At 65.6% G+C, this 21,710-nt stretch carries 22 protein-coding genes; 11 read left to right on the top strand and 11 right to left on the bottom strand.

Annotation, left to right across the window (positions count from 1 at the left end; translation table 11 throughout):
• Positions 1 to 37: 37 nt before the first annotated feature.
• Complete coding sequence (locus ACIGJE_RS01840; protein WP_311937695.1) at positions 38 to 970, bottom strand: DMT family transporter; 933 nt, start codon at positions 968 to 970, stop codon at positions 38 to 40.
• A gap of 90 nt (positions 971 to 1,060) precedes the next feature.
• Here ACIGJE_RS01840 and ACIGJE_RS01845 point away from each other — a divergent pair, with 90 nt between their 5' ends.
• The 4 genes from ACIGJE_RS01845 to ACIGJE_RS01860 all read left to right on the top strand — a co-directional run bounded on the left by ACIGJE_RS01845 (position 1,061) and on the right by ACIGJE_RS01860 (position 4,118).
• On the top strand, positions 1,061 to 1,834 hold the full coding sequence (locus ACIGJE_RS01845; protein WP_483679170.1) for an AraC family transcriptional regulator: 774 nt from the start codon (positions 1,061 to 1,063) through the stop codon (positions 1,832 to 1,834).
• A 155-nt stretch (positions 1,835 to 1,989) separates the two neighbouring features.
• Positions 1,990 to 3,036, top strand: a complete 1,047-nt coding sequence (locus ACIGJE_RS01850; protein WP_483679171.1) for an aldo/keto reductase — start codon at positions 1,990 to 1,992, stop codon at positions 3,034 to 3,036.
• A 150-nt stretch (positions 3,037 to 3,186) separates the two neighbouring features.
• Complete coding sequence (gene thpR, locus ACIGJE_RS01855; RefSeq protein ID WP_367626128.1) at positions 3,187 to 3,744, top strand: RNA 2',3'-cyclic phosphodiesterase; 558 nt, start codon at positions 3,187 to 3,189, stop codon at positions 3,742 to 3,744.
• 68 nt (positions 3,745 to 3,812) lie between these two features.
• Positions 3,813 to 4,118, top strand: a complete 306-nt coding sequence (locus ACIGJE_RS01860; protein ID WP_483679173.1) for a 4a-hydroxytetrahydrobiopterin dehydratase — start codon at positions 3,813 to 3,815, stop codon at positions 4,116 to 4,118.
• Positions 4,119 to 4,350: 232 nt separating this feature from the next.
• Here ACIGJE_RS01860 and ACIGJE_RS01865 read toward each other — a convergent pair whose 3' ends face one another.
• The 3 genes from ACIGJE_RS01865 to ACIGJE_RS01875 form a co-directional block, all read right to left on the bottom strand.
• A complete protein-coding gene (locus tag ACIGJE_RS01865) occupies positions 4,351 to 5,481 on the bottom strand; it encodes an extracellular solute-binding protein (protein ID WP_483679175.1) in 1,131 nt (376 codons plus the stop codon).
• 8 nt (positions 5,482 to 5,489) lie between these two features.
• Positions 5,490 to 6,161 carry an alpha/beta hydrolase gene (locus ACIGJE_RS01870; RefSeq protein WP_367626125.1) on the bottom strand — a complete coding sequence of 224 codons (672 nt, stop codon included), beginning with the start codon at positions 6,159 to 6,161 and terminating at the stop codon, positions 5,490 to 5,492.
• Between the two features lie 67 nt (positions 6,162 to 6,228).
• Positions 6,229 to 6,873: a DNA-3-methyladenine glycosylase family protein gene (locus ACIGJE_RS01875; RefSeq protein WP_367626124.1), complete on the bottom strand. Its 645-nt coding sequence runs from the start codon at positions 6,871 to 6,873 to the stop codon at positions 6,229 to 6,231.
• Between ACIGJE_RS01875 and gluQRS the strand changes: the two genes are divergently transcribed.
• Entirely contained in the window at positions 6,872 to 7,771 is a 900-nt protein-coding gene (gluQRS, locus tag ACIGJE_RS01880; RefSeq protein ID WP_483679176.1) for a tRNA glutamyl-Q(34) synthetase GluQRS, read from the top strand. The genes ACIGJE_RS01875 and gluQRS overlap by 2 nt on opposite strands.
• Before the next feature lie 292 nt (positions 7,772 to 8,063).
• Here the strand turns inward: gluQRS and ACIGJE_RS01885 are convergent, their stop codons facing one another.
• Positions 8,064 to 8,519 (bottom strand): NfeD family protein, encoded by a 456-nt coding sequence (locus ACIGJE_RS01885; protein ID WP_483679178.1) that lies wholly within the window; start codon positions 8,517 to 8,519, stop codon positions 8,064 to 8,066.
• 13 nt (positions 8,520 to 8,532) lie between these two features.
• Entirely contained in the window at positions 8,533 to 9,513 is a 981-nt protein-coding gene (locus tag ACIGJE_RS01890; protein WP_311937714.1) for an SPFH domain-containing protein, read from the bottom strand.
• 229 nt (positions 9,514 to 9,742) lie between these two features.
• Between ACIGJE_RS01890 and metX the strand changes: the two genes are divergently transcribed.
• Positions 9,743 to 10,930, top strand: a complete 1,188-nt coding sequence (gene metX, locus ACIGJE_RS01895) for a homoserine O-acetyltransferase MetX (RefSeq protein WP_483679179.1) — start codon at positions 9,743 to 9,745, stop codon at positions 10,928 to 10,930.
• Entirely contained in the window at positions 10,927 to 11,595 is a 669-nt protein-coding gene (gene metW, locus ACIGJE_RS01900) for a methionine biosynthesis protein MetW (RefSeq protein WP_376717685.1), read from the top strand. The genes metX and metW overlap by 4 nt, the downstream gene beginning before the upstream one ends.
• 254 nt (positions 11,596 to 11,849) lie before the next feature.
• Here the strand turns inward: metW and ACIGJE_RS01905 are convergent, their stop codons facing one another.
• On the bottom strand, positions 11,850 to 12,599 hold the full coding sequence (locus tag ACIGJE_RS01905) for a methyltransferase domain-containing protein (protein WP_311937718.1): 750 nt from the start codon (positions 12,597 to 12,599) through the stop codon (positions 11,850 to 11,852).
• Between the two features lie 190 nt (positions 12,600 to 12,789).
• Positions 12,790 to 14,340: a L,D-transpeptidase family protein gene (locus ACIGJE_RS01910; RefSeq protein ID WP_415084715.1), complete on the bottom strand. Its 1,551-nt coding sequence runs from the start codon at positions 14,338 to 14,340 to the stop codon at positions 12,790 to 12,792.
• A gap of 506 nt (positions 14,341 to 14,846) precedes the next feature.
• On the opposite strand from ACIGJE_RS01910, the gene ACIGJE_RS01915 reads away from it, so the two are divergent.
• The 4 genes from ACIGJE_RS01915 to ACIGJE_RS01930 all read left to right on the top strand — a co-directional run bounded on the left by ACIGJE_RS01915 (position 14,847) and on the right by ACIGJE_RS01930 (position 19,213).
• The gene (locus tag ACIGJE_RS01915; protein ID WP_483679181.1) at positions 14,847 to 16,619 is read left to right on the top strand and encodes an alkaline phosphatase; all 1,773 of its coding nucleotides are present in this window, start codon (positions 14,847 to 14,849) and stop codon (positions 16,617 to 16,619) included.
• Positions 16,620 to 16,780: 161 nt separating this feature from the next.
• Positions 16,781 to 17,230 (top strand): hypothetical protein, encoded by a 450-nt coding sequence (locus ACIGJE_RS01920; RefSeq protein WP_367626119.1) that lies wholly within the window; start codon positions 16,781 to 16,783, stop codon positions 17,228 to 17,230.
• A gap of 4 nt (positions 17,231 to 17,234) precedes the next feature.
• Positions 17,235 to 17,924: an ABC transporter ATP-binding protein gene (locus ACIGJE_RS01925; protein WP_415084721.1), complete on the top strand. Its 690-nt coding sequence runs from the start codon at positions 17,235 to 17,237 to the stop codon at positions 17,922 to 17,924.
• Positions 17,921 to 19,213 (top strand): FtsX-like permease family protein, encoded by a 1,293-nt coding sequence (locus ACIGJE_RS01930; RefSeq protein ID WP_367626117.1) that lies wholly within the window; start codon positions 17,921 to 17,923, stop codon positions 19,211 to 19,213. The genes ACIGJE_RS01925 and ACIGJE_RS01930 overlap by 4 nt, the downstream gene beginning before the upstream one ends.
• Before the next feature lie 114 nt (positions 19,214 to 19,327).
• Here ACIGJE_RS01930 and ACIGJE_RS01935 read toward each other — a convergent pair whose 3' ends face one another.
• The 3 genes from ACIGJE_RS01935 to ACIGJE_RS01945 form a co-directional block, all read right to left on the bottom strand.
• Entirely contained in the window at positions 19,328 to 20,281 is a 954-nt protein-coding gene (locus tag ACIGJE_RS01935; protein ID WP_367626116.1) for an acetyl-CoA carboxylase carboxyltransferase subunit alpha, read from the bottom strand.
• 136 nt (positions 20,282 to 20,417) lie between these two features.
• Positions 20,418 to 21,206, bottom strand: coding sequence for an SDR family NAD(P)-dependent oxidoreductase (locus ACIGJE_RS01940; protein WP_311937731.1), 789 nt, complete (start codon positions 21,204 to 21,206; stop codon positions 20,418 to 20,420).
• Positions 21,203 to 21,691, bottom strand: a complete 489-nt coding sequence (locus tag ACIGJE_RS01945) for a tellurite resistance TerB family protein (protein WP_483679183.1) — start codon at positions 21,689 to 21,691, stop codon at positions 21,203 to 21,205. The genes ACIGJE_RS01940 and ACIGJE_RS01945 overlap by 4 nt, the downstream gene beginning before the upstream one ends.
• Positions 21,692 to 21,710: the final 19 nt, after the last annotated feature.

Raw genomic sequence — 21,710 nt, forward strand, 5'->3', positions numbered from 1 at the left:
CATCGCTTGCACCGGGACATCGCCCTTAGGATCGGCGTCACTCCGGCAGTTCGACCGCCACCCGTCGGCCCAGCGGCCGCTTCAGCAACTGCGCCGCGATCACGCCGGCGAGCACCAGGCCGCCGCCGATGACGTGGTAGGAGCGGATAGGCTCGCCCAGCATGACGATGGCGGCAAGTGCCGTGAACACCGGCAGCAGGTTGAGGAAGATGGCACAGCGGCTGGGGCCGAGCTGCTCGACGCCGCGGATCCACAAGACCGGCAGCACCACCGAGGCCGCACAGCCGGCATAGGCGATCAGCGGCAGCGTCTCCGTGTTGAGGGCCCTGAGCGGTGCCGGCGTCGCCAGCAAAGCCGGGAACATCACGGCCAGGGAGCACAAGGCCTGCATATAGGTCGACTGCCAGCCCGAGACTGGCAGGTTCCAGCGCTTCAGCAGCACCGAATAGAGCGCGTAGACGAGGCCGGCCAGCAGCATCAGGGCATCGCCCGGGTGTACGCCGTCCCGGGCCAGGCTGGCGAGATCGCCTGCGCTGACCAGATAGACGATGCCGACGATCGAGAGGATGCCGCCGCCGACCATGCCGATGGTCGGCCGCTCGCCCAGCATCAGCGCGCTCAAGGCCACCGTCAGCAGGGGCGACAGCGCCGTGAACACCGCCATGTTGGTCGCCGTGGTCGAGCCGGCGGCGAGATAGGACAGGCTCTGGAACAGGCACATGGCCAGGAAGCCGAGCACGGCGAATTCGCCAAGATGACGCCACAGGACAGCCCGGTTGCGCCAGGCCGGCAGGCCGACGAAGAGGGTCATCAGGCCGATCGCCAGAACGAGACGATAGAAGGTGATGGCCTGCGGCCCGATGGCGTGGGCCGACAGCCTGGAGACGATGACATTGCCGGCCCACAGGACGATGGCAAAGAAGGGATAGAGCAAGGACAGGGGACTGGCGGAGGTGGGCTGGGAGGACATGGCATACCCGTGAAGTGAACGGGGCGGACACTGCCGCTTTTCACCAAGTCCGTCTCACGCTAATCTAACATTGACTATTGCGATTGAGACATGAACGACGACCGTACCACCCGCCATCTCGCCTTCCACGACACCGAACGGGCCGTCGTGGCGATGGAGATCGATTACCCCGACGGCTCCGACACCGGCTGGCATGCCCATCCGCGCGCGCAGCTGCTCTATGCCATCCAGGGCGTGATGATCGTCCGCTCGCAGGCCGGCAGCTGGGTGGTGCCGCCCAACCGCGCCGTCTGGCTGGTTGGCGGCCTGGAGCACGAAGTGCGCATGTGCGGCGAGGTCAAGATCCGCACCGTCTTCATCGATCCCACCGTCTCCGCTGCCCTGCCCGGCGACAATTGCGTGATCGCCGTCTCGCCCCTGCTGCGCGAACTGATCGTTGCGGCGGTCGCCATCCCGCTCGATTATCCCGCCGGCGGCCGCGACGAGAGGCTGATGCAGCTGCTGCTCGACGAGCTCAGGCTTCTCGATGTCCTGCCGCTTCATCTGCCGATGCCGAGGGATGTCCGCCTGCGCACCGTCTGCCGACACCTGATCGCCCATCCCGAAAACGAGGAGACGGCGCAGGGCTGGGCGCGGCGGCTCGGCATCACGCCCAAGACGGTGCACCGGCTGTTCGCCAGGCAGACGGGGCTGACCTTCGGGCAATGGCGCCAGCAGGCCCGGCTGCTCTTCGCCCTGGAGCGTCTGGCCAGCGGCGCCCGCATCATCGATGTCGCCTATGACAGCGGCTATGCCAGCCAGAGTGCCTTCACGGCGATGTTCCGGCGGCATTTCGGCCTGCCGCCGAGTGATTTCTATCGCTGAGTACGCCATGCTCCGCCTGGCAGCAGCCATGGGCAGGGGATGACAGCCGCCTGCCGTACCGCCGCCTCGGCTTGCCGACAGGACTTGCCGACAGGGCTTGCCAAGCCCGCCTTCCTTGCGTCAAACAGGCGTCCTCCCTTTTCCGGATTCCTTTCATGAAATTTCATAAGCTCGGCCGCACCGGCCAGGACGTTTCCGTGATTTGCCTGGGCACCATGACCTGGGGCGAACAGAACAGCGAAGCCGATGGCTTCGCCCAGATGGATTATGCCCTCGAACAGGGCGTCAATTTCTTCGACACCGCCGAAATGTACGCGGTTCCACCGCGCGCGGAGACCGCCGGCTCGACCGAGCGCATCATCGGCAACTGGTTCAAGGCGCGCGGCACGCGCGACAAGGTGATCCTCGCCAGCAAGGTCGCCGGTGCGGGCACCTCGGTCTGGCTGCGAGACGCCAAGGAGCCGACGCGGCTCAATCGCGCCCAGATGACCGAGGCCCTCGACAAGAGCCTCAAGCGCCTCCAGACCGACCATATCGACCTCTACCAGCTCCACTGGCCAGAGCGTTCGATGCCCTGGGGCTCCAATCCCACGGCCTTCCGCGTCAGCCCGGCCGACGAGACCAGCAGCATTGCCGAGCAGCTCGACGTGCTCGACGGCTTCGTGAAGGCCGGCAAGGTCCGCTGGATCGGCCTCTCCAACGAAAGCGCCTGGGGTGCGATGCGCTTTCTCACCGAAAGCGAGACGCGCGGCCTGGCACGCATGCAGTCGATCCAGAACGCCTATTCGCTGGTCAACCGCACCTTCGAAACCGCCCTGGCCGAGATCGCCATGCGCGAGCAGCTCGGCCTGCTCGCTTATTCCGCTCTGGCCCAGGGCTATCTCACCGGCAAATACCGCGACGGCGCCTTGCCGGCCGGTTCGCGCAAGGCCCTGTTCAACCGGCTGCAGCGCTATGAGAAGCCCGGCTCCGACACCGCTTTCAACGCCTATCTCGACCTCGCCCGCGAGCATGGCCTCGATCCGGCCCAGATGGCGCTGGCCTTCGTCAACACCAGGCCCTTCACCACCGCCACCATCATCGGCGCGACCACCATGGCGCAGCTCAAAACCGCCATCGGATCGATCGACATCGCCATTCCGGCCGAGCTCGAGGCGCGTATCGACGCCATTCACCAGTTGCACATGAACCCGGCACCGTGAGGGCGCGGCGGGCCAGCCGCCCGCGCTGGCCCTCCTCGTTTTCCGCAGAAAAAACAGGCCGCCGAGAGGCCGCGACGCTTTGCGCTTTCCCCTCGGCGGTAAAACTCTCTAGGATTGAATCTCCGACGATAACTATACGGCGTTCGTGCCATGCCGCGTTTGTTTACCGCTCTGGAAGTTCCTCCCATCATCGGCATGAAGTTGTCGACGCTCCGCGGCGGCCTGCCCGGTGCCCGCTGGATCGACGTCGAGAACTATCACATCACCCTGTCCTTCATCGGCGACATCGATGACGGGCTGGCGCGCGATGTCGCCGAAGCCCTCGACGGCATTCGCCGCCCCATTGTCGATATCGTCGTCGACGGGCTGGATGCCTTCGGCGGCAGCAGGCCTAAATCGGTCTATGCCAGGGTGCTGCCCAACCCGGGCCTGATGGAGTTGCAGGCCGTGCAGGAGCGCCTGCTCCGCCGCCTCGGCGTGCCGATCGAGAATCGGCAATATACGCCGCACATCACGCTCGCGCGGCTGCGCAGCGAAGCCACGGCACGCCTCACCGCCGACTGGCTTGCCCTGCGCGGCGGCGGCCGCCTCGGCTTCACCGCCGAGCGCTTCGTGCTCTACTCCTCGCGCGATTCGGTGGGCGGCGGCCCCTATATCGTCGAAGAGGCCTATGAATTGCAGCGCCGCGAAGAAGCCGCGTTGCGCTGACGTCGTCCTTGCTGCCCGCGAAGCGGCATCCTCGCCGCCATGGCTCAAACGCATCGAAGGAGGCCGGCATGCCCCAAGCGAAACTGAACGAGGACGAGCGTCGATCCGCCTTGGCCGAACTTTCGAACTGGGCATTGACACCAGGCCGGGATGCGATCCGCCGCGTCTTTGTCTTTCGCAATTTCAGCGAAGCTTTCGGCTTCATGGCGCGGGCTGCCCTTACCGCCGAGAAGCTCAACCATCATCCCGAATGGTCGAATGTCTACAAGACCGTCGACGTCACCCTCTCCACCCATGACGTCGACGGGCTGACGGAGCTCGACCTCAAGCTCGCCAGGAGCATGGACAAGATCGCCGCGACGGTGGGGGTGTGAAAAACGACTTAAAGAGATCGCATTGCCCTATCCCTACCTCTCTCGACATCCCTGGACACCGTCTGGAAATAGCTGAAACGCCGCCTTTGTCATGCCCGGGCTTGACCCGGGCATCCATCGGCCCTGTCTGAGTGCCTGGAGGGAATGGCTGGATTGCCGCGTCAAGCCCGGCAATGACAAAGGTCGAGCCGATTCAATTCGTTATTTGCGGATTGCTCCTTAGTGCCCCCTCTCACGCCGCCTGCCATTTCTGCGCATATTCGCTACGCAGGGCGACGAACCAGGGCGGCTGAGCCGGCCACCACCAGATCTTCGACAGGGCATCGTCGGGATAGGCGGCGCGGAGGAAATCCCGCAGCTTGGGATCGAGCCGATCGACGGCACCTCGAGCCACGGGATTGGCGGAGAAAGCCGTGGCATAGGCGGCCGACGCTTCCGGTGTCACGATGAAGCGGGCCCATTCATGCGCCTGTTCGGCGTTTCGGGCATTCTTGAGCAGGCCATAGCCCTGCAGCCAGCCGAAGGCGCCCTCCCTGGGCGCCACGAAGCCGACATTGTCGCCAGCCAGCACCTGCGCCGTGGTGTCCCACGTCAATCCCAGCGTGCAGCCTTTGCTGCGGAAAGCCGTGAGCGCATCGTTGTCGCTGCTCCAGAACTGGCCGATCATCGCCTTGCGCCGGGTCGCCTCGGCCAATGCCAGGTCCCAGAGCTGGCGCATGGTCGCCTCGTCCTTGTAGCCGTCGAGCCAGGGTTTCGGCAGTTTGCCCTCGGCTTCCAGCACCCGGCCCATCGCCGCCAGGCCTGTCGAGGGCCTGATTGCGACCTTGCCGCGATATTTGTCATCGAAGAGCGAGGCAAGGGAGGCGGCGCCATAGGTCTGCGCCGCCGCCTGGCGCGCATAGGCCAACGCCTCCGCCCCCCAGACCACCGGCAGGAAATAGCGCCGGCCCTTATGCATGGCCGAACCGGTCAGGAAGGCCTTGTCATAGAGATCGAGACCGACATTGCCGTCGTCCCAGGGCTGCAGCAGGTCCGCCTGCAGCCATTCCGGCAGGCGGTCGAGCGAGGGCTCGACGATGTCGGCGCCCACGCCCTGGGCAGCGATGCGCGCCTGCGCCAGCATGGCCTCCTGGTCGGGCTGCTCGACGAAATTGACGGTGATGCCGGTCTTCTCGGTGAAGCTGCGGAACAGGGCGCTGAAATCATAACCCGACCAGCCCAGATAGGTCAGTTCCCCCGAGGAGGAGAGCGCCTGGCTGACGATGGCCGGCGAAGCCAGCGTGCCCAGGCCGAGTGCCGCCGTGCCACGCAGGAAAGCGCGGCGGGTGGGGTGAAGGAGACGACTCGGCCAGCCGCGCTGCATTTGTCGGCCTACGCCGCGCGCGTCAGCGCCTGGGCCAGGAAAGTGCCGCCAAGCCGCAGGCCCTGGTTGTCGATGCCGTGGCCGAGCCCACGGCTCATATGAGCCTCGACCGGCACGGCCAGGGATTTGAGCCCTTCCTGCGAGAACTGCAATGCGAAGGGAGGAATGACCTGGTCCTGGTCGCCATGGGCCAGCAATACCGGCGGCCTTGCCGTGATCTGAGGCGCCATCACCGCGGGCAGCTGCCCGTCCGGGCAGACGAGCACGCCGGAATAGCCGACGATCGCCCCCATCGCCTTGGGGCGGCGAAGTCCGACATGCAGCGCCATCATGGTGCCCTGGCTGAAACCAACCAGGGCGAGCGCGGCCTCATCCAGCCCTTCGCGCTTGAGCTCCTCGTCCAGGAAGGCATCGAGCACGGGCCGGGCCTTCTCGACGCCGTGCCAACGCTCATTGGGGACCTGGAAGGTCAACGGGAACCACTGACGACCGAAGGGACTTCCGGCGCAGGGCTCGGGCGCGTGGGGCGATACGAAGGCGGTGTCGGGCAGGAGTTCCTGCCAGGCACGGCCGATATCGATCAGATCGTTGCCATCGGCGCCATAACCATGCAGGAACACGACGAGCTGGCGGGCTTTTCCGGATTTGGCAGGCAGGCGGGGCCCGTCGAGTGTCGTCATTCTGCTCTCCTCAAGCAACTCATGGATCCACTGAGCACCCTTGCGTGACGAAAATACGTCGCACCGTCTACTCCAAGGCAACGCCTGCTCGGTTCTTCATCTTGGCGTAATAGGCAAAGAGCAGACGGGCGGCAACACTGCGCCAGGGGCGCCAGGCTTCGGCAATGCGGGCAAGCTCTGCGGCATCCGGGCGTTTTTCGAGGTCGAGCAGCATGCGCGCCGCTTCCTGCAGGGCAAGATCGCCCGAGGCGAAGGCATCGCCGTGGCCGAGGCAGAACATCAGATAGATGTCGGCCGTCCAGGGACCGATGCCCTTGACCCTGGTCAGTTCGAGGCGGGCCGCATCGGCGCTGAGCACCGCGAGGGCATCGAGATCGAGCCCCTCCAGCATTGCCTGGCCGACAGCCCTGAGGGTGCGGATCTTGGGCATGGACAGGCCACCGGCCCGAAAATCTGCCTCGGGGGCGCTGACCAGTCTTTGCGCCGTGAAAGGATCGAACACCGCCTTGGTGCGCGCCCAGATCGCCCGGGCGCTGGCGACGGAGACCTGCTGGGACACGATGATCCAGGCCAGTCCCTCCAGACCGCCCTCGTTGCGGCGCAAGGGCGGCTCACCGCACAGGTCATGGATGGCGGCCAGCCTGGGATCGAGCGCGCGCAAGGCCTCGACTCCGGCGAGGATTTCAGTGCGCGAACGGATGATCACGGTCATGCCCGTGTGTTACACCACAGGCGTGACAAATCAATCGATCCGCCCCCTCCTGCGCTTCGCTCCCAGTCCGACCGGCCATCTCCATCTCGGTCATGCGCTTTCGGCCTTCGAGAACGAACGCTGGGCGAAGGCCGCCGGCGGGCGCCTGCTATTGCGCATCGAGGATATCGATACCACCCGCTGCCGCCCGGAATTCGTCGCTGCCCTGCTGGAAGATCTCGCCTGGCTGGGCCTTCCGTTCGAACCCTCGCCGCGGCGCCAATCCGAACATTTCGATGACTATCGCCAGGCCCTCGACAGCCTTGCCGGCATGGGGCTGCTCTACCGCTCCTATGCGTCGCGGGCAGAGATTGCCGCGGCCACCGACCGGCCAGGTCATCCCCGCGACCCGGACGGCACCCCGCTCTATCCCCGCGCCGCGCTCGCCCGCGCCGACGATCCTGCCGGACGCGATCCGGCCGAACCCTTTGCCCTCAGGCTCGACATGACGGCAGCCCTGGCCAAGGCCGGGCCTCTGGCGCCTGCCCTGTCCTGGCAGGAGCAGGCAGCGCCCCGAGGCGCGGGCTCCGAGGCGATTCCTGCCGCGCCGGAGCGCTGGGGTGACGTGGTGCTGGGGCGCAAGGAGTTTCCGGCGAGTTATCATCTCGCCGTGGTGGCCGACGATGCCCTGCAGGGCATCACGCATGTCGTGCGCGGGCGGGATCTCTACCATGCCACCGGCCTGCACCGCCTGCTGCAGGCCCTGCTCGGCCTGCCTGAGCCGGTCTACCATCATCATGGCCTGCTTCTCGGCCCCGACGGCGAGAAGCTGTCGAAGTCCGCCCGTTCCACCAGCCTGCGGGCTCTCAGGGCCGACGGCATCACGCCGGCGCAGATACGGGACATGGCGGCGGCGTGAAAGTGTGGCGGAATGGCGGGGGTCTTTCGTCATAAGCGCGATTTTAAGGGATTGGGCGAGATGAACCGGTTAGAGATAGAGCTCGACATATGAGCCCCCTCGCCCCGTTTACGGGGAGAGGATAGAGGTGAGGGGCGGCTCAAGGCCCGGTTTTTCTAGATTTGCGCAGCCCCTCATCCTTACCTCTGGTCAACTCAAGAGAGTTGACGACACCCCGTAAGAACGGGGCGAAGGGGTAGCTGACGTCGCGCCTCCCGCTTTAACTTTGCGCTTCTGTGGATCGTTCCTCCCCTCACGCCTGCCTGACCACTTCTTCCACCGCCAGCCACCCCCCCTCGACGCGCACCACCCTGATGCGCGCGCCGGTGCCCGCGTCGGTTCCCCGGACCTGCCACACCGTGTCGCCGACCCGGATGCGCCCCTCGCCGTTCACGATCGGTTCGGCCAGGGTGAAACTCTGGCCGACGAGTGCATCGGCACGGCGATTGAGGAAAGGCTGCTCCTTGTCGGATGCATCGGCCCTGCGAGCGAAATGCCGGCCGATCCAGGCGAAGACCACGCCGAGAGCCGCGAACAGCAGCAGGGCCAGCGGCCAGCCCAAGGGCAGGAAGAAGCTGATGGCACCGACAGCCGCTGCGGCGAGGCCGAGCCAGATCATGAACGCACCGGGCAGGAACACCTCCAGGCCGATCAGCACGGCGGCGAGCACGAACCATCCCCAGACATTGATGGACGCAAGTTCGTTCATGGGCGCCTCCGTCTCAATCCTGCCCGGTACGCGGCACGCCGGAGCCGGCGCGCCTAGCCGGCGAGGCTGCGTCCCCGAAAGTGGCCTTGGCGATCTCGCCGATGCCGGCAAGCGAGCCGATCAAGGCCGTCGCTTCCATCGGCAGCACCATCACCTTCTGGTTCGGTGCCGTCGCCATCGCCTGCATCGCCTTCACATATTTGTCGGCGATGAAGTAGTTGAGCGCGGCGACATTGCCGTGTGACAGGGCCTCGGAGACGACCTGCGTCGCCGCGGCTTCGGCCTGGGCCGCGCGCTCGCGCGCCTCGGCATCGCGGAAGGCGGCTTCCTTGCGCCCTTCGGCTTCCAGCACCTGGGCCTGCTTGCGGCCATCGGCCCGCAGGATCTCCGCCCGCTGCTGGCCCTCGGCTTCGAGGATGACCGCCCGCTTCTCGCGCTCGGCCTTCATCTGGCGTCCCATCGAGGCGATCAAATCGGCCGGCGGCACGATATCCTTGATCTCGATGCGGGTGACCTTGATGCCCCAGCTGGTCGCCGCCGCATCGACCACGGTCAGGAGGCGATTGTTGATCTCGTCGCGATGGGAAAGCAGCTGGTCCAGGTCCATCGAGCCCATCACGGTGCGGATATTGGTCATCAGCAGGTTGAGGATCGCGCTGTTGAGATTGGCGACCTCATAGGCAGCCCTGGCGGCATCGATCACCTGGAAGAAGGCGACGCCGTCGACCGCCACCGAAGCATTGTCGCGGGTGATGATTTCCTGGGTCGGGACATCCAGCACCTGCTCCATCATGTTCATGCGCACGCCGATGCGATGGAAGATCGGCGGTACGATGTTGAGGCCGGGCTGGATGGTATAGGCGTAGCGGCGAAAACGCTCGACCGTGTAGTTGTAACCTTGCGGTACGGTCTTCACCATCTTCATCAGGAAGAACAGCAGGACAATGGCCAAGACGATGACGGCTGTGGTTGCGGTGAGCGGAATATCGGGCATGGCGGTTTCCAGATCAGACTAGATCTCATCATGTCTAGCCGTGGCTGCGGGTGCTGCAAAGCGCTCTCGCGAGCTTGTGCAACCGGAAGATGCGAAAACGCACGATGGCCGCCATCCGCAACGCCATTGCACTTGCTACGCCGCATGATATTGGATGTATCGAACGAAACGTTCGGCAAATCGAACGTATTTGTCGAACGGGCTTGGGCGACGGGGGAAATGCAGGCGCATGTCGGAAGGTGAGCAGCTGCGGGCAAGCTTCCCGGAACTGGCCCGCAAGCAGGCAGACCAGCCCGATGACAGCCTGGTCGTCGATTTCGGCTCGGAACGCCCGCTCCGCCTCGACAGCGGCATCGATTTCGCGCCGCTGCGCATCGCCTATACAACGGCCGGCAAACTGAACGCCGAGCGGTCCAACGCCGTGCTGGTCTGCCACGCCCTCACCGGCGACCAGCATGTCGCCAGCATCCACCCCGTGACCGGGCGCGCCGGCTGGTGGGACACCCTGGTCGGGCCGGGCAAGCCGATCGACACCGAGCGCTTCTTCGTGATCTGCCCCAATGTGATCGGCAGCTGCATGGGCTCTTCGGGCCCGGCCTCGACCAATCCGGCAACCGGCCGGCCCTATGGCCTCGATTTTCCGGTCGTGACCATCGCGGACATGGTGCGGGCGCAGGCCATGCTGCTCGACCATCTCGGCATCGAGAGCCTGTTCGCGGTGCTTGGCGGCTCGATGGGCGGCATGCTGGCGCTGCAATGGGCCGCCGCCTATCCCGAACGCGTGTTTTCGGCACTGTGCATCGCCAGTGCCGCCCGCCATACCGCCCAGAACATCGCCTTCAACGAGGTTGGTCGCCAGGCGATCATGGCCGACCCCGACTGGCGCGGCGGCCATTATCTCGAAGCCGACACCCGTCCGGCCAAGGGCCTGGGGGTCGCCCGCATGGCCGCCCACATCACCTATCTCTCCGAAGACGCGCTGCAGCGCAAATTCGGCCGCAACCTGCAGGACCGCGCGACGCGCACCTTCACCTTCGATGCCGATTTCCAGATCGAAAGCTATCTGCGCTACCAGGGCCTGAGCTTCGTCGAACGCTTCGACGCCAATTCCTATCTCTATGTCACCCGCGCGATGGATTATTTCGACCTCGCCGCCGAGCATGGCGGCTCCCTCGCCGCCGCCTTCAAGGGCACGCATACCCGCTTCTGCGTGGCATCCTTCACCTCCGACTGGCTCTTCCCCACCAGCGCCTCGCGCCAGATCATGCATGCGCTCAACGCCGCCGGCGCGCGCGTCTCCTTCGTCGAGATCGAGACCGACAAGGGCCACGATGCCTTCCTGCTCGACATTCCCGAGTTGTTCGACATGGTTCGCGGCTTCGTCGGCGCCGCCGCCCGCGAGCGAGGCGTGGCATGAACAGGTTCCGCCCGCGCGACACCAGGACGATGACGGCTCAGCGCAGCGCCACGGCCGCACCGGGCAGCCGCCTCGATTTCCTGCAGATCCGCGACATGGTGATCCCCGGTGCCCGCGTGCTCGACGTCGGCTGCGGCGACGGCGAATTGCTGTCCCTGCTGGAGGCGACGCGCGGCGTCGATGGCCGCGGCATCGAGATCAGCCAGCTCGGTGTCAACGCCGCCGTCGGGCGCGGCCTGGCCGTGATCCAGGGCGATGCCGATTCCGACCTCTCCGACTATCCCGACGACAGCTTCGACTATGTGATCCTGTCGCAGACCCTGCAGGCGACCCGCAATCCGCGCCAGGTGGTGGAAGACATGCTGCGCATCGGCCGGCGCGCCATCGTCTCCTTCCCGAATTTCGGGCATTGGCGCATCCGCAGCCAGATCATGTTCCGCGGCCGCATGCCCGTGACCGACAACCTGCCCTATGCCTGGTACGACACGCCCAACATCCATTTCTGCTCGATCCGGGACTTCGTGGAGATGGCGCGCGGCCTCGATGCGGTGATCGAACGGGCCGAGGCGCTGACGCTGTCGGGCCAGCCGGTCCAGGTCAGGGCGCCCTGGTGGTTCTGGAACCTGTTCGGCGAGCAGGCGGTATTCCTGCTGCGAAGGCGCTGAGAGGTTGACTTCGCTGACGCCGTAGGCATCGTCGTGCCGCCCCTTATCTTACCTCTCCCCGTAAGAACGGGGCGAGGAAGCGTAAGCGTTGCGATCGATCCTCGGACCTCTCATCTCGCCCGTCGGTTGGGCGAGATAGTTTGCCGTCAATATGAAACGCACCGCCGAAGTCCCCTCGCCCCGTTCTTACGGGGAGAGGTAAGGTGAGGGGCAGCGCAATCTGGACGAAGAATCGAGTAAGCGGCAGCGCAGGCTCACGCCCCGTCGGCAACCCGCCCGGCCGCCGGGCTCGGCAGCAGCACCGGCGTGAATTTCGGCGACACCGCCCGCTTGGCGCGCACGGTGATCGGCCGGAATACCTGCTTGGAGGCCTCCACGATGTGCACGCCGGCAAAGGGCGATGCAAAACGAGCCGCGAAGCGCTCATAAGCAGGCGCGGAACGCAGCGCCCAGCCATGGAACATTGGCGGCAGATAGAGGGCTTCCGTCCAGTTCACCGGCGAGAACAGCGCATCGCGCAGCAAGCGGGTCAATTGCGGGCGCGAGAAAGGCCGGCCATTGCCGAAGGGCGTGGCATCGGAGCGGGCCCAGACCCCGCGCCGGTTGGGTGCCACCAGCATCACCGTACCGCCGGGCGCCAGCACCCGCCAGATCTCGCGCAGCGTGTCGAGAGCGGAATCGGCCTCCTCGAGCAGATGGATGGCCAGTACCCGGTCGAGGCAGCCATCCGCCAGGGGCAATTCGGTCTCCTCGACCAGAGCAGCGGCAAGCGGGCCGTTTTCGGGCCATTCCAGCACGCCCTGCGTCGCCGGATTGAAGGAGACGACGCGCTCGGCCTCTTCGCGAAACATGGTGAGATAGGGTGCGGCAAAGCCGATGCCGGCAACGCGCTGGCCGCGAAGGTCGCTCCAGCGCGCCCGGATCTTGGTGGCAATCAGGCGGCCGGCCACGATGCCCAGATTGGTCGAGTAGAAGTCGCGGAGATCGACGACATCGAGCGACATGGCATCAAGGATCCAGACGGTGGCGGCGAGATTGATTTTGCAACAGTTGGAGACTGCCTGTCACCCGAGGTGAGGCCGAAGCCTGGATATGGGCACGACGATCAGCCATCGGATCTCGTCACGCCCAATGAATGAGCCCTCTCCCATGCCGGGAAAGGGCTCACGGATCAATCGATCAAGAAAGATCAGGTCAGTTGGTCGCCGTGGCGCCCTGCTCGCCGCCCAGGCCCAGCCAACGCTTGTAGAAAGGCTGCTCGGTCGGCGGATTGGTGATCGCGGGCGGCAGCTCGGCCATCTGGGCGGCCGGCAGCGCCGTCGCGGCCATCATCGGCTTGCCCGGCGTCAGCGTCTTTGCCTTGCCCTGCTTGGGCTTGGTGTCAGGCACCGTGCCGGTCTGGATCGGGTCGACCTTGATCGCCGTAACCGGGGAAGCCGGCTGCTCGGTCGGCGCGAAGCCCAGCCAGCGTGCATAGAAGGGCTGGCCTTCCGGTGCCGCCGAGGCCACCAGCTGGCTTGCCGGAGCACTGGACGACACAGGCGCCGCGGCCACCGTCATCGCCAGCGGCTTCTGCGGCATCGGAGCCTGGAACTTGCTACCCATCAGCCGGGCATAGACGGCTTCCTGGCGCTTGGCGACAGCCTTCGGGTCGGCCACGCCCTTGATCGGCTTGCGAGCCACGGCGGCTTCCGAATAGAGCAGGCTTTCGGCTGCTGCATAGGTCACGCGATGAGCGGCATTCGCATCCGCTTCCGTGGCCGGAGCACCCGCGTCGTTGAGGGCGACCTCGGTCACGTCGACGCGCGAATAGCTGAAGGGCCGGTCCTTGCCAGGCACCGCCGACTGGTCGACGGCACGCGCGGTAAACACCGGATTGGAACCGCCATCCTGATAGATATAGTTGACGGCCTTGGTGCCGGAGGCAACCAGCGCAGTCACCTTGGCATCGTCGCCGCGCCGCTTCTCGTAGACGGCGGCTGCCACATTCTGGCTGGCGGGAGCGATCCCGCAATCTGTACCGCCATTGCCGTTGAAGACATAGCGGCCCTTGCAGACATCGACCTTGACCGTCTGCTTGGTGACCTCGAAGTTGTCGGTGCCTTCCTTGAGGTTCTGCCAGAAGCCGATATTGGGGTTGCGGCGATTCCGAGCCATGTTCTCGGGCGTCATGCGGAAGGGCAGCGACTGCACCTGGAACGAAGCCTGGCCGCCCTGCAGCGCCTCGCGCGCCACGGCATAGATCTCGGCCACCTGCTTGTCGGTCATGGCGAAGCAGCCGCGCGAAGAGCAGGAGCCGTGCACCATGATGTTGCCGCCAGCCCGGCCGAGCTGGCGATCGAAGCTGTTGGGGTAGCCTATGTCGAAGGACAGGTAATATTGCGAATTCGGATTGAGGCTGCTCATGCTCACCGCATAGAAGCCTTCGGGCACCTGGCGGTCACCCTCGCTCTTCTTCGGACCGAGCTGGCCGGACCAGCGGCAGACCGGATAGCTCTTGAGCAGGGCATAACGTCCGCTCGAGGTCTGCTTCCAGAGCTCGAGCTCGGACTCCTTCTTGTAGATGCGCACCAGGATGGGCGCGGAACGCGCCATGCCCTTGGCCTGCATTTCGGCAATCAGGGCCTGCGGCACCGGGCTAGTCGAACGAACACTTGCGCCATTCTGATTGGAACAGGCCGCTGCCAGCAAAAGGACCGGCACGGCCATTGCAATCTTGCGCATCAACTTGAAGTGAGCGGTCATGAACCAGTGAACCCGTGCAAAGTCAGCAATACAGACTAAGGGACATTTACAGTCAACGACCACTCGCCGCAAGTCATGGGCCGATCGTGGTTACGCAACAGCGTGAACGGACTCTTAACGGCACAATGCCTGATTCCACGCCCTGCCGATAGAGGCCTTCCACCGGAAACTGGCCGGGGACCCTATAGACTTCCTCGTGGCTCGACAAGCATCGGCCACGACAAAACCCCGGATCGGACAGGACAGCGGGATGCGACATGGAGTCTTCGTCGCTCCCGGTGCCGATCGATCCATCCTCTATACTGCATGCGGAGCGGCCTGATCCTGAACCTGCTCGCTGTCATGGACCTGTCGCACGCGCTGGCTATCCCTAGCGCAAAGCGCGTTCAGGGGGAACGCGTTCTCCTCAAGCTCTTTGTTTGGACGCGTCCTTGCAAGTACGGCTGCTTGGCCACACCGCAAGACGCTTCGGCGACAAAGTCTGCTCGCATCGCGAAAGGATTGCCATGCGCACGCTCCTCGCCGCTCTTGCGGTCACCACCATGCTGATCGGTCCCAGCCAGGCCGCGGGCATCTATCCGCTCGACCGCGCCACTATCCTGGCCGGCTCGCCCTTCGACTTCAAGGCCGAGTTCGCCGGCACCGTGAAGCCGGAGGATGTGCGCGTCACCGTCAACGGGCAGGACTACAAGGGTGTGTTCGGCAAGGACGTCGAGTTCGTCGCCTCCGAAAAGGGCAAGGACGACAAGGATCTCGGCTCGGCAGTGCTGCTGCGCGGCCTCACCCTCAGCGTGCCCGGCAGCTACAAGGTCGAGGTTTCGGCCGGCGGCCAGAGCCGCAGCGTGACCTGGGACGTCTTCGGCACTGCCGCCACGCCCAAGGCCAAGAACATCATCTTCCTGCTGGGTGACGGCCTGACGGTCGCCAACCGCACCGGCGCTCGCATCATGTCCAAGGGCATGACCGAGGGCAAGGCCAATGGCCGCCTCGCCATGGACGATCTCGACCACATGGCCTTCATCGGCACTTCGTCGACGGATGCCATTGCCACCGACAGCGCCAACACGATGTCGGCCTACATGACCGGTCACAAGACGGCGGTGAACGCTCTCGGCGTCTATGCCGATCGCACGCCCGCCAGCCTTGACGATCCGCGCGTCGAGACCATCGCCGAGGCGCTGCGCCGCACCGGCAAGAAGTCCATCGGCGTGGTCTCCACCGCCGAGATCGAGGACGCCACCCCGGCGGCCGTGGTTTCCCATACCCGCAAGCGCGCCGACAAGGCCGAGATCGTCGGCATGTTCTACGACGTGAAGCCCGAAATCATCCTGGGCGGCGGCTCGGCCTATTTCCTGCCGAAGTCGACCACCGGCTCCAAGCGCAAGGACGACAAGGACTATATCCAGCTCTTCAAGGATGCCGGCTACACGCTGGCCACCGACAAGGACAGCCTCGCTGCCGCCTCCGGCACCAATACCGGCAAGATCCTCGGCCTGTTCCACACGGGCAACATGGATGTGGCACTCGACCGCAACCTGCTCAAGAAGGGTACGGTGGGCAAGTTCCCCAACCAGCCCGGCCTGGTCGACATGACCCAGTCGGCCCTCGACCAGCTTTCCAAGAATCCGGAAGGCTTCTTCCTGATGGTGGAAGCCGCCTCGGTCGACAAGATGTCGCATGCCCAGGACGGCGAGCGCTCGCTCTATGAGACCATCGAATTCGACAAGGCCGTCGGCGTGGCGCGCGAATTCGCCAAGACCCATCCCGATACGCTGATCGTCGTCACGGGCGACCACACCCATTCCATGTCGGTGATCGGCACCATCGACGACAGCAAGCCCGGCACCGACATGCGCGAAAAGGTCGGCATCTATGCCGAGGCCGGCTTCACCAATTACGAGGACAAGGACGGCGACGGCTATCCCGACAAGATCGATCCCAGCAAGCGCCTGGCGGTCGTCTACGGAAACTATCCCGACCACTACGAAACCTTCAGCCCGAAGCTGGACGGCCCCTATGAGCCGGCCATCCAGAACGAGAAGAAGGAATATGTCGCCAATCCCGCCTACAAGGACGTGCCCGGCGCCGTCTTCGTCCAGGGCAACATCCCACGCAACAACGACAGCACCGCCCACGCCGTCGACGACGTCGTGCTGCAGGCTACCGGCCCGGGTGCCGAGGGCTTCAAGGGCTATCTGGAAGAAAGCGACGTCTACCGCGTCCTGGCCGATGCCTTCGCGCTCGGCGCTTCCGGCGCCCAGAAAGCGCAGATGCAGTAAGTAACGACCTTCTCCGGGCGGCACGCCGCCCGGAAGACATCTTTCCTGGGATCGCAGGCGTCTCGCCTGCTCTTGGAACCGGTGACCTTACGGGAAAGAGCAGGCGAGACGCCTGCGATCCCAGGAGCAGAGCTGTCCCCCGCCGGTGTGAGACATATGCCATGACAACCCTGCCCCGCCGCCAGATCCTCACTTTGCTCGGGCTTTCGCCTCTTCTCCTGGCGCCGCCGGCCCTCGCGGCCCCGGCAACGCTCGGCTTCCCCGAACTCTATGGCAAGATCAGCGTGCTGGGCCTGGAGTTCTCGGCCAAGGTCAGGGAACTCGACGGCAAGGACGTGGTGATGAGCGGCTTCATGGCACCGCCCCTCAAGGCGGAAGCCACCTTCTTCGTGCTCACCGAAATCCCGATGTCGATCTGCCCCTTCTGCTCCTCCGACTCGGACTGGCCCGACAATATCGTGGTGATCTATCTCGACGAGAAGCAGACCTTCGTGCAGCCCGGCACCAGGATCGAGGTGTCGGGACGCCTGGAAATGGGGTCCTGGACCGATCCGGCAACCGGCTTTCTCAGCCGGCTGCGCCTGCGCGACGCGCGCTACTGGGTGGTCTGATCCGGTGCTGGCACTCGACCTCGAAGATATCGCCGTCTCCTTCCCTGGCCTCGCCGCCCCGGTGCTGCGCATCGACAGGCTCGCCCTCACGGCAGGCAGCCAGCTTGCCGTGACCGGCCCGTCGGGCTCAGGCAAGAGCACCTTCGTCAACGTCGTCACCGGCCTCGAGCGCGTCGGCCAGGGTCGGATACGCTGGGGCGACACCGATATCGCCAGGCTGCCGGAGGGCGCCAGGGACCGCTGGCGCGGACACAATATCGGCCTGGTCATGCAGGATTTTCATCTTTTTCCCGGTCTGTCGGCCCTGGAGAACGTGCTGTTGCCGCTGCGCCTGTCGAGGCGTGCGGGCAAAACCTCGATCGACCGCGGCCGCGCCTTGCTGGAGCGGGTCGGCCTGACCAGGCCGGATCAGGCGATCGATGGCATGTCCCGCGGCGAGATGCAGCGTGTCGCCCTCGCCAGGGCCCTGCTGCGCCGGCCGGCCGTGCTGGTGGCGGACGAGCCGACCGCGAGCCTCGATGCCGAGGCCGGCGCCGTCGTGGGCGACCTCCTCATCGAACTCGCCAGCGCGGAAGGCTCCACGCTCATCGTCGTCTCGCACGACACTACTCTGACGGGGCGACTGGCACGACGGCTGACGCTCGCCGCCGGCCGCATCGCGTCGGACGAGGTAGGAAGGGCACAGGCCGCATGATCCGCTTCATCCTCGCCGATCTGCGCCGCGTCTGGCCCGGAGCGCTGGCCGTGGTGCTGCTGGTGGCGCTGGCCACCGCGCTCGGCGTCGGCGTGGTGCTGCAGGAACGGGCGATGCGCCTCGGCAGTGCCCGTGCGGCCGACAGGTTCGACCTCGTCATCGGCGCCGCCGGCAGCGAGACCCAGCTGGTGCTGTCCTCCGTCTTCCTGCAGCCTTCGCCTTTGCCGCTGATGCCGGTGGAGACGCTGCGCAAACTCGCCTCCGATCCGCGGGTTGCCTGGGTCGCGCCGATCGGCTTCGGCGATTCCTATCAGGGCAAGCCGATCGTCGGCACTACGACAGCCCTGGTGAACGCTCTGTCCGACGGTCTTGCCGAAGGTCGAGCCTTCGCCGCCGAAGGCGAGGCTGTGGTCGGTGCAGCCGCCGGAATTCCGCTCGGCACGCGCATCAAGCCCTCACACGGCATGGCCGAGGAAGGGGGCCACGCCCATACCGAACTCGCCTATACCGTGGTGGGGCGTCTGAAGCCGAGCCATACGGCCTGGGACAAGGCGGTCCTGGTGCCGATCCAGGCCGTCTGGCACCTGCATGGGCTCGGCCATGCCGAAGAAGCGGCGGATCACGATGTCCATTCCGAGCATGAAGGCTCCAAGCCCGACGATGCCGAGCACGGCGAGGCCGGGCATGAAGAGCATGAGCATGAAGGCGCGATCGATGCGGCGGCGCCGCTCGACGAGAGCTTCGCCAAGACCGCAGCAGGAGTCCCGGCCCTTCTGGTCAAGCCCCGCACGATCGCCGATGCCTACAAGCTGCGCCAGGCCTATCGTGGCGAGGGCACGCTCGCCGTCTTCCCGGCCGAGGTGCTGACGCGGCTCTATGCCACGCTCGGCGACGCCCGCACCGTGCTGGTGGCGGTCGCGGCCGGCGCGCAGTTCCTGGTGGCGGCAGCCCTGATCTTCGTGACGGTGATCCATGTCGGCCAGCGCCGCCGCCAGATCGGCGCACTCCGGGCTCTCGGCACGCCGCGCCTGACAGTGCTCGCCATTGTCTGGTCCGAACTCTTCATCCTGCTGGCGCTCGGCATCGGAGCAGGCTTCTCGCTCGGCTATCTCGGTGCCCTGACCATATCGGGCTGGGTGACGAGCTGGAGCGGCATGGTCCTGCCGGTGGCCTTCACGCGGGCCGATCTCGGTCTCGCCGCCCTGTTGGCTGGCTTCGCCGCCCTGCTCGGCCTCGCGCCTGCCCTGCTGGCCTATCGGCAATCGCCGGCAGCGGCGCTGAGGGGGTGAGCCAGGCAGACCGGCTGGGACCGCGGACACGCCGGAGCCTTGCGGATAGGAAGAGCGGACGAGACCTCCGCGGTCCCAGCCGCAGCGTTTCCCATGCAAACTCGGCCCGAAATCCTACAGGCTGCGGCCAATCATCAGATATTTGTCCTGACGCGCCCGGATCAGGGCTTCACGGGACTGGTTGAAGAGATCGCGCAGCGAATTCTGGATGAAATCGCCGGTTGTCTCGATCGCCTTCTCGGGCGAGCGATGGGCTCCCCCTGTCGGTTCGGGAATGATCGCATCGATCACACCGAACTTCAGGAGGTCCTGCGCCGTGATCTTCATGTTGTTGGCGGCATCCTGCGCCTTGCTGGCCTCGCGCCAGAGGATGGAAGCCGCGCCTTCCGGCGAGATCACCGAATAGATGGAATGCTCCAGCATCAGCACCCGGCTCGCCGCCGCTACCGCGATGGCGCCGCCCGAACCGCCTTCGCCGATCACCACGGCGACGCTGGGCGAACCCAGCCCCAGGCAGGCGTCGGTCGAGCGGGCGATCGCCTCGGCCTGGCCGCGCTCCTCGGCATCGATGCCCGGATAGGCACCGGCCGTGTCGACGAAGGAAATCACCGGCAATTCGAAGCGGTCGGCCATTTCCATCAATCGCACGGCCTTGCGATAGCCCTCGGGCCGCGCCATGCCGAAATTGTGCCGGATCCGGCTTTCGGTGTCGGAGCCCTTTTCATGGCCGAGGATGCAGACGGACTCGCCACGGAAGCGTCCGAAACCGCCGATGATGGCCTCGTCATCGCCGAACTTGCGGTCACCGGCAAGCGGCGTGAAATCCTCGATCAGGGCGGCGATATAATCATTGGCATGCGGGCGCTCGGGGTGGCGGGCCACCAGGGTCTTCTGCCAGGGCGTGAGCTGGGCGTAGAGGTCGCGCAGCGCCTGGTTTGCCTTGGCCTCGAGCCGCTGGATCTCGTCCCCGATCGCCACTGCGTCACCCGACTCCCCCATCGCGCGCAGTTCCTCGACTTTGGCCTCGAGCTCGGCCACTGGTTTTTCAAAATCGAGATAGCTGCGCATGGGTGTCCAAATGACGACGAAAGGAGCCGGAAACTGGCGTCTCACGCCAGGGAAGTCAAGGAAGGGTTTCGCATATCTCCCCTTCGCACAGACCGTTCACCGCTTCATGACGAAGCGCTCGGCCCGGCGAAAGGCACTATTTCTGCCGCCTCTGCCGCTGGGCGCGAGCGAGGACAGGCAGCACCATCCGCGTCGGCAGGACCGACAGGATGGCAACCATCAGCCTCGGGATCATGCCCGGCACCACGACGGTGCGACGTCCGAAATAACCGGCGAGTCCGATATGGGCAACATCCTTTGCCGAAAGCGGGCGTGTGATGGCAATGACGCCCGACTTGCCGAACCCTGCCCGGGCGCCGAAGCGGGTCGGTACCGGACCGGGGCAAAGGGCGCAGACGCGGATGCCGCTTTCCCGCTCCTCGAAAGCCAGCGCCCGCGTCAATGACAGCACGAAGGCCTTGCTGGCATAGTAGACGGCAAGGCCCGGTCCCGGCGTGAAACCGGCGACCGAGGCGACATTGAGCACGCCGCCCTCGTTCTCGCGGATCTCGGGCAGGAAGGCGAGCGTCAGCGCCAGCAAGGCGCGGCAATTGAGATCGACCATGCCGACCTGGCCAGATACCGGCAGATCCGCCATATCGCCCGCCAGGCCGAAGCCGGCATTGTTGACCAGATGCCGCACGCTGAGGTCCTGGTCACGCAACACGGCCTTGACGGCCTCGGCCGCATCGGCGCGTTCGAGATCCAACGCGGCAACCGCCACGAAGCGCCCCGTGGCTGTCGCGATCTCACTCTGGACGCGCAGCAATTCGCTCTGCGTCCGGGCGATCAGCATGAGGTCCTCACCCTGTTCGGCCAGGGCGTGGGCCAATGCTTCGCCGATGCCGCTCGATGCGCCCGTGACCAAGGCGACCGGGCGGCTCACTCGCCGGCTTCCGGCAGAAGCACGTTGTTCCGGGCGGCGGCCTTGCTGCGGATCGCGGTGCGCGCGGCTGACGGGACGTCGAGGGCCTCGGCGACGCGCCAGACGAGATTGTCCTCGAACTCGTGCAGGACGCCATCGGCGAACACGATCTCCCACATCATTTCGACGATGCGCTGGCGCCCGTCGACATTGTAGGCGCGCTTCACCACGCCGGTGAAATCGTTGAAATCGAGAGCATCGCGATTACGCTCTCCTGCCGCCGCCAGCAGGGCACGGGTCTCGTCCTCATCGAGCGAAAAGCGCTCCTGCAGCAAGGCGGCCACACGTGTTTTCTCGGCCGGACTCTCGACCCCATCCACATTCATGGCATAGACGAGCAGCCCGGCGGCGGCGACGCGATGGTCGGTCTCGTCGAAGACGTAGCGTGGCCTGGCCGGCCCGCCCGGCGCAAAACTGCGTATCAACTTTTGCAAGCGAGCCAACATTGCAACATCCCGCCTCAGA

The sequence above is a fragment of the Labrys sp. E2SS-1L genome (genome assembly GCF_057073705.1).

Coding starts and splice junctions, on each gene's coding strand:
- ACIGJE_RS01915 (WP_483679181.1), top strand. CDS start 14,847: ATGCGCACGCTCCTCGCCGCTCTTGCGGTCACCACCATGCTGATCGGT.
- ACIGJE_RS01850 (WP_483679171.1), top strand. CDS start 1,990: ATGAAATTTCATAAGCTCGGCCGCACCGGCCAGGACGTTTCCGTGATT.
- thpR (WP_367626128.1), top strand. CDS start 3,187: ATGCCGCGTTTGTTTACCGCTCTGGAAGTTCCTCCCATCATCGGCATG.
- ACIGJE_RS01905 (WP_311937718.1), bottom strand. CDS start 12,599: ATGTCGCTCGATGTCGTCGATCTCCGCGACTTCTACTCGACCAATCTG.
- ACIGJE_RS01865 (WP_483679175.1), bottom strand. CDS start 5,481: ATGCAGCGCGGCTGGCCGAGTCGTCTCCTTCACCCCACCCGCCGCGCT.
- ACIGJE_RS01860 (WP_483679173.1), top strand. CDS start 3,813: ATGCCCCAAGCGAAACTGAACGAGGACGAGCGTCGATCCGCCTTGGCC.
- ACIGJE_RS01935 (WP_367626116.1), bottom strand. CDS start 20,281: ATGCGCAGCTATCTCGATTTTGAAAAACCAGTGGCCGAGCTCGAGGCC.
- ACIGJE_RS01910 (WP_415084715.1), bottom strand. CDS start 14,340: ATGACCGCTCACTTCAAGTTGATGCGCAAGATTGCAATGGCCGTGCCG.
- ACIGJE_RS01945 (WP_483679183.1), bottom strand. CDS start 21,691: ATGTTGGCTCGCTTGCAAAAGTTGATACGCAGTTTTGCGCCGGGCGGG.
- ACIGJE_RS01890 (WP_311937714.1), bottom strand. CDS start 9,513: ATGCCCGATATTCCGCTCACCGCAACCACAGCCGTCATCGTCTTGGCC.
- ACIGJE_RS01930 (WP_367626117.1), top strand. CDS start 17,921: ATGATCCGCTTCATCCTCGCCGATCTGCGCCGCGTCTGGCCCGGAGCG.
- ACIGJE_RS01875 (WP_367626124.1), bottom strand. CDS start 6,873: ATGACCGTGATCATCCGTTCGCGCACTGAAATCCTCGCCGGAGTCGAG.
- ACIGJE_RS01920 (WP_367626119.1), top strand. CDS start 16,781: ATGACAACCCTGCCCCGCCGCCAGATCCTCACTTTGCTCGGGCTTTCG.
- metX (WP_483679179.1), top strand. CDS start 9,743: ATGTCGGAAGGTGAGCAGCTGCGGGCAAGCTTCCCGGAACTGGCCCGC.
- ACIGJE_RS01845 (WP_483679170.1), top strand. CDS start 1,061: ATGAACGACGACCGTACCACCCGCCATCTCGCCTTCCACGACACCGAA.
- gluQRS (WP_483679176.1), top strand. CDS start 6,872: ATGCCCGTGTGTTACACCACAGGCGTGACAAATCAATCGATCCGCCCC.
- ACIGJE_RS01840 (WP_311937695.1), bottom strand. CDS start 970: ATGTCCTCCCAGCCCACCTCCGCCAGTCCCCTGTCCTTGCTCTATCCC.
- ACIGJE_RS01870 (WP_367626125.1), bottom strand. CDS start 6,161: ATGACGACACTCGACGGGCCCCGCCTGCCTGCCAAATCCGGAAAAGCC.
- metW (WP_376717685.1), top strand. CDS start 10,927: ATGAACAGGTTCCGCCCGCGCGACACCAGGACGATGACGGCTCAGCGC.
- ACIGJE_RS01885 (WP_483679178.1), bottom strand. CDS start 8,519: ATGAACGAACTTGCGTCCATCAATGTCTGGGGATGGTTCGTGCTCGCC.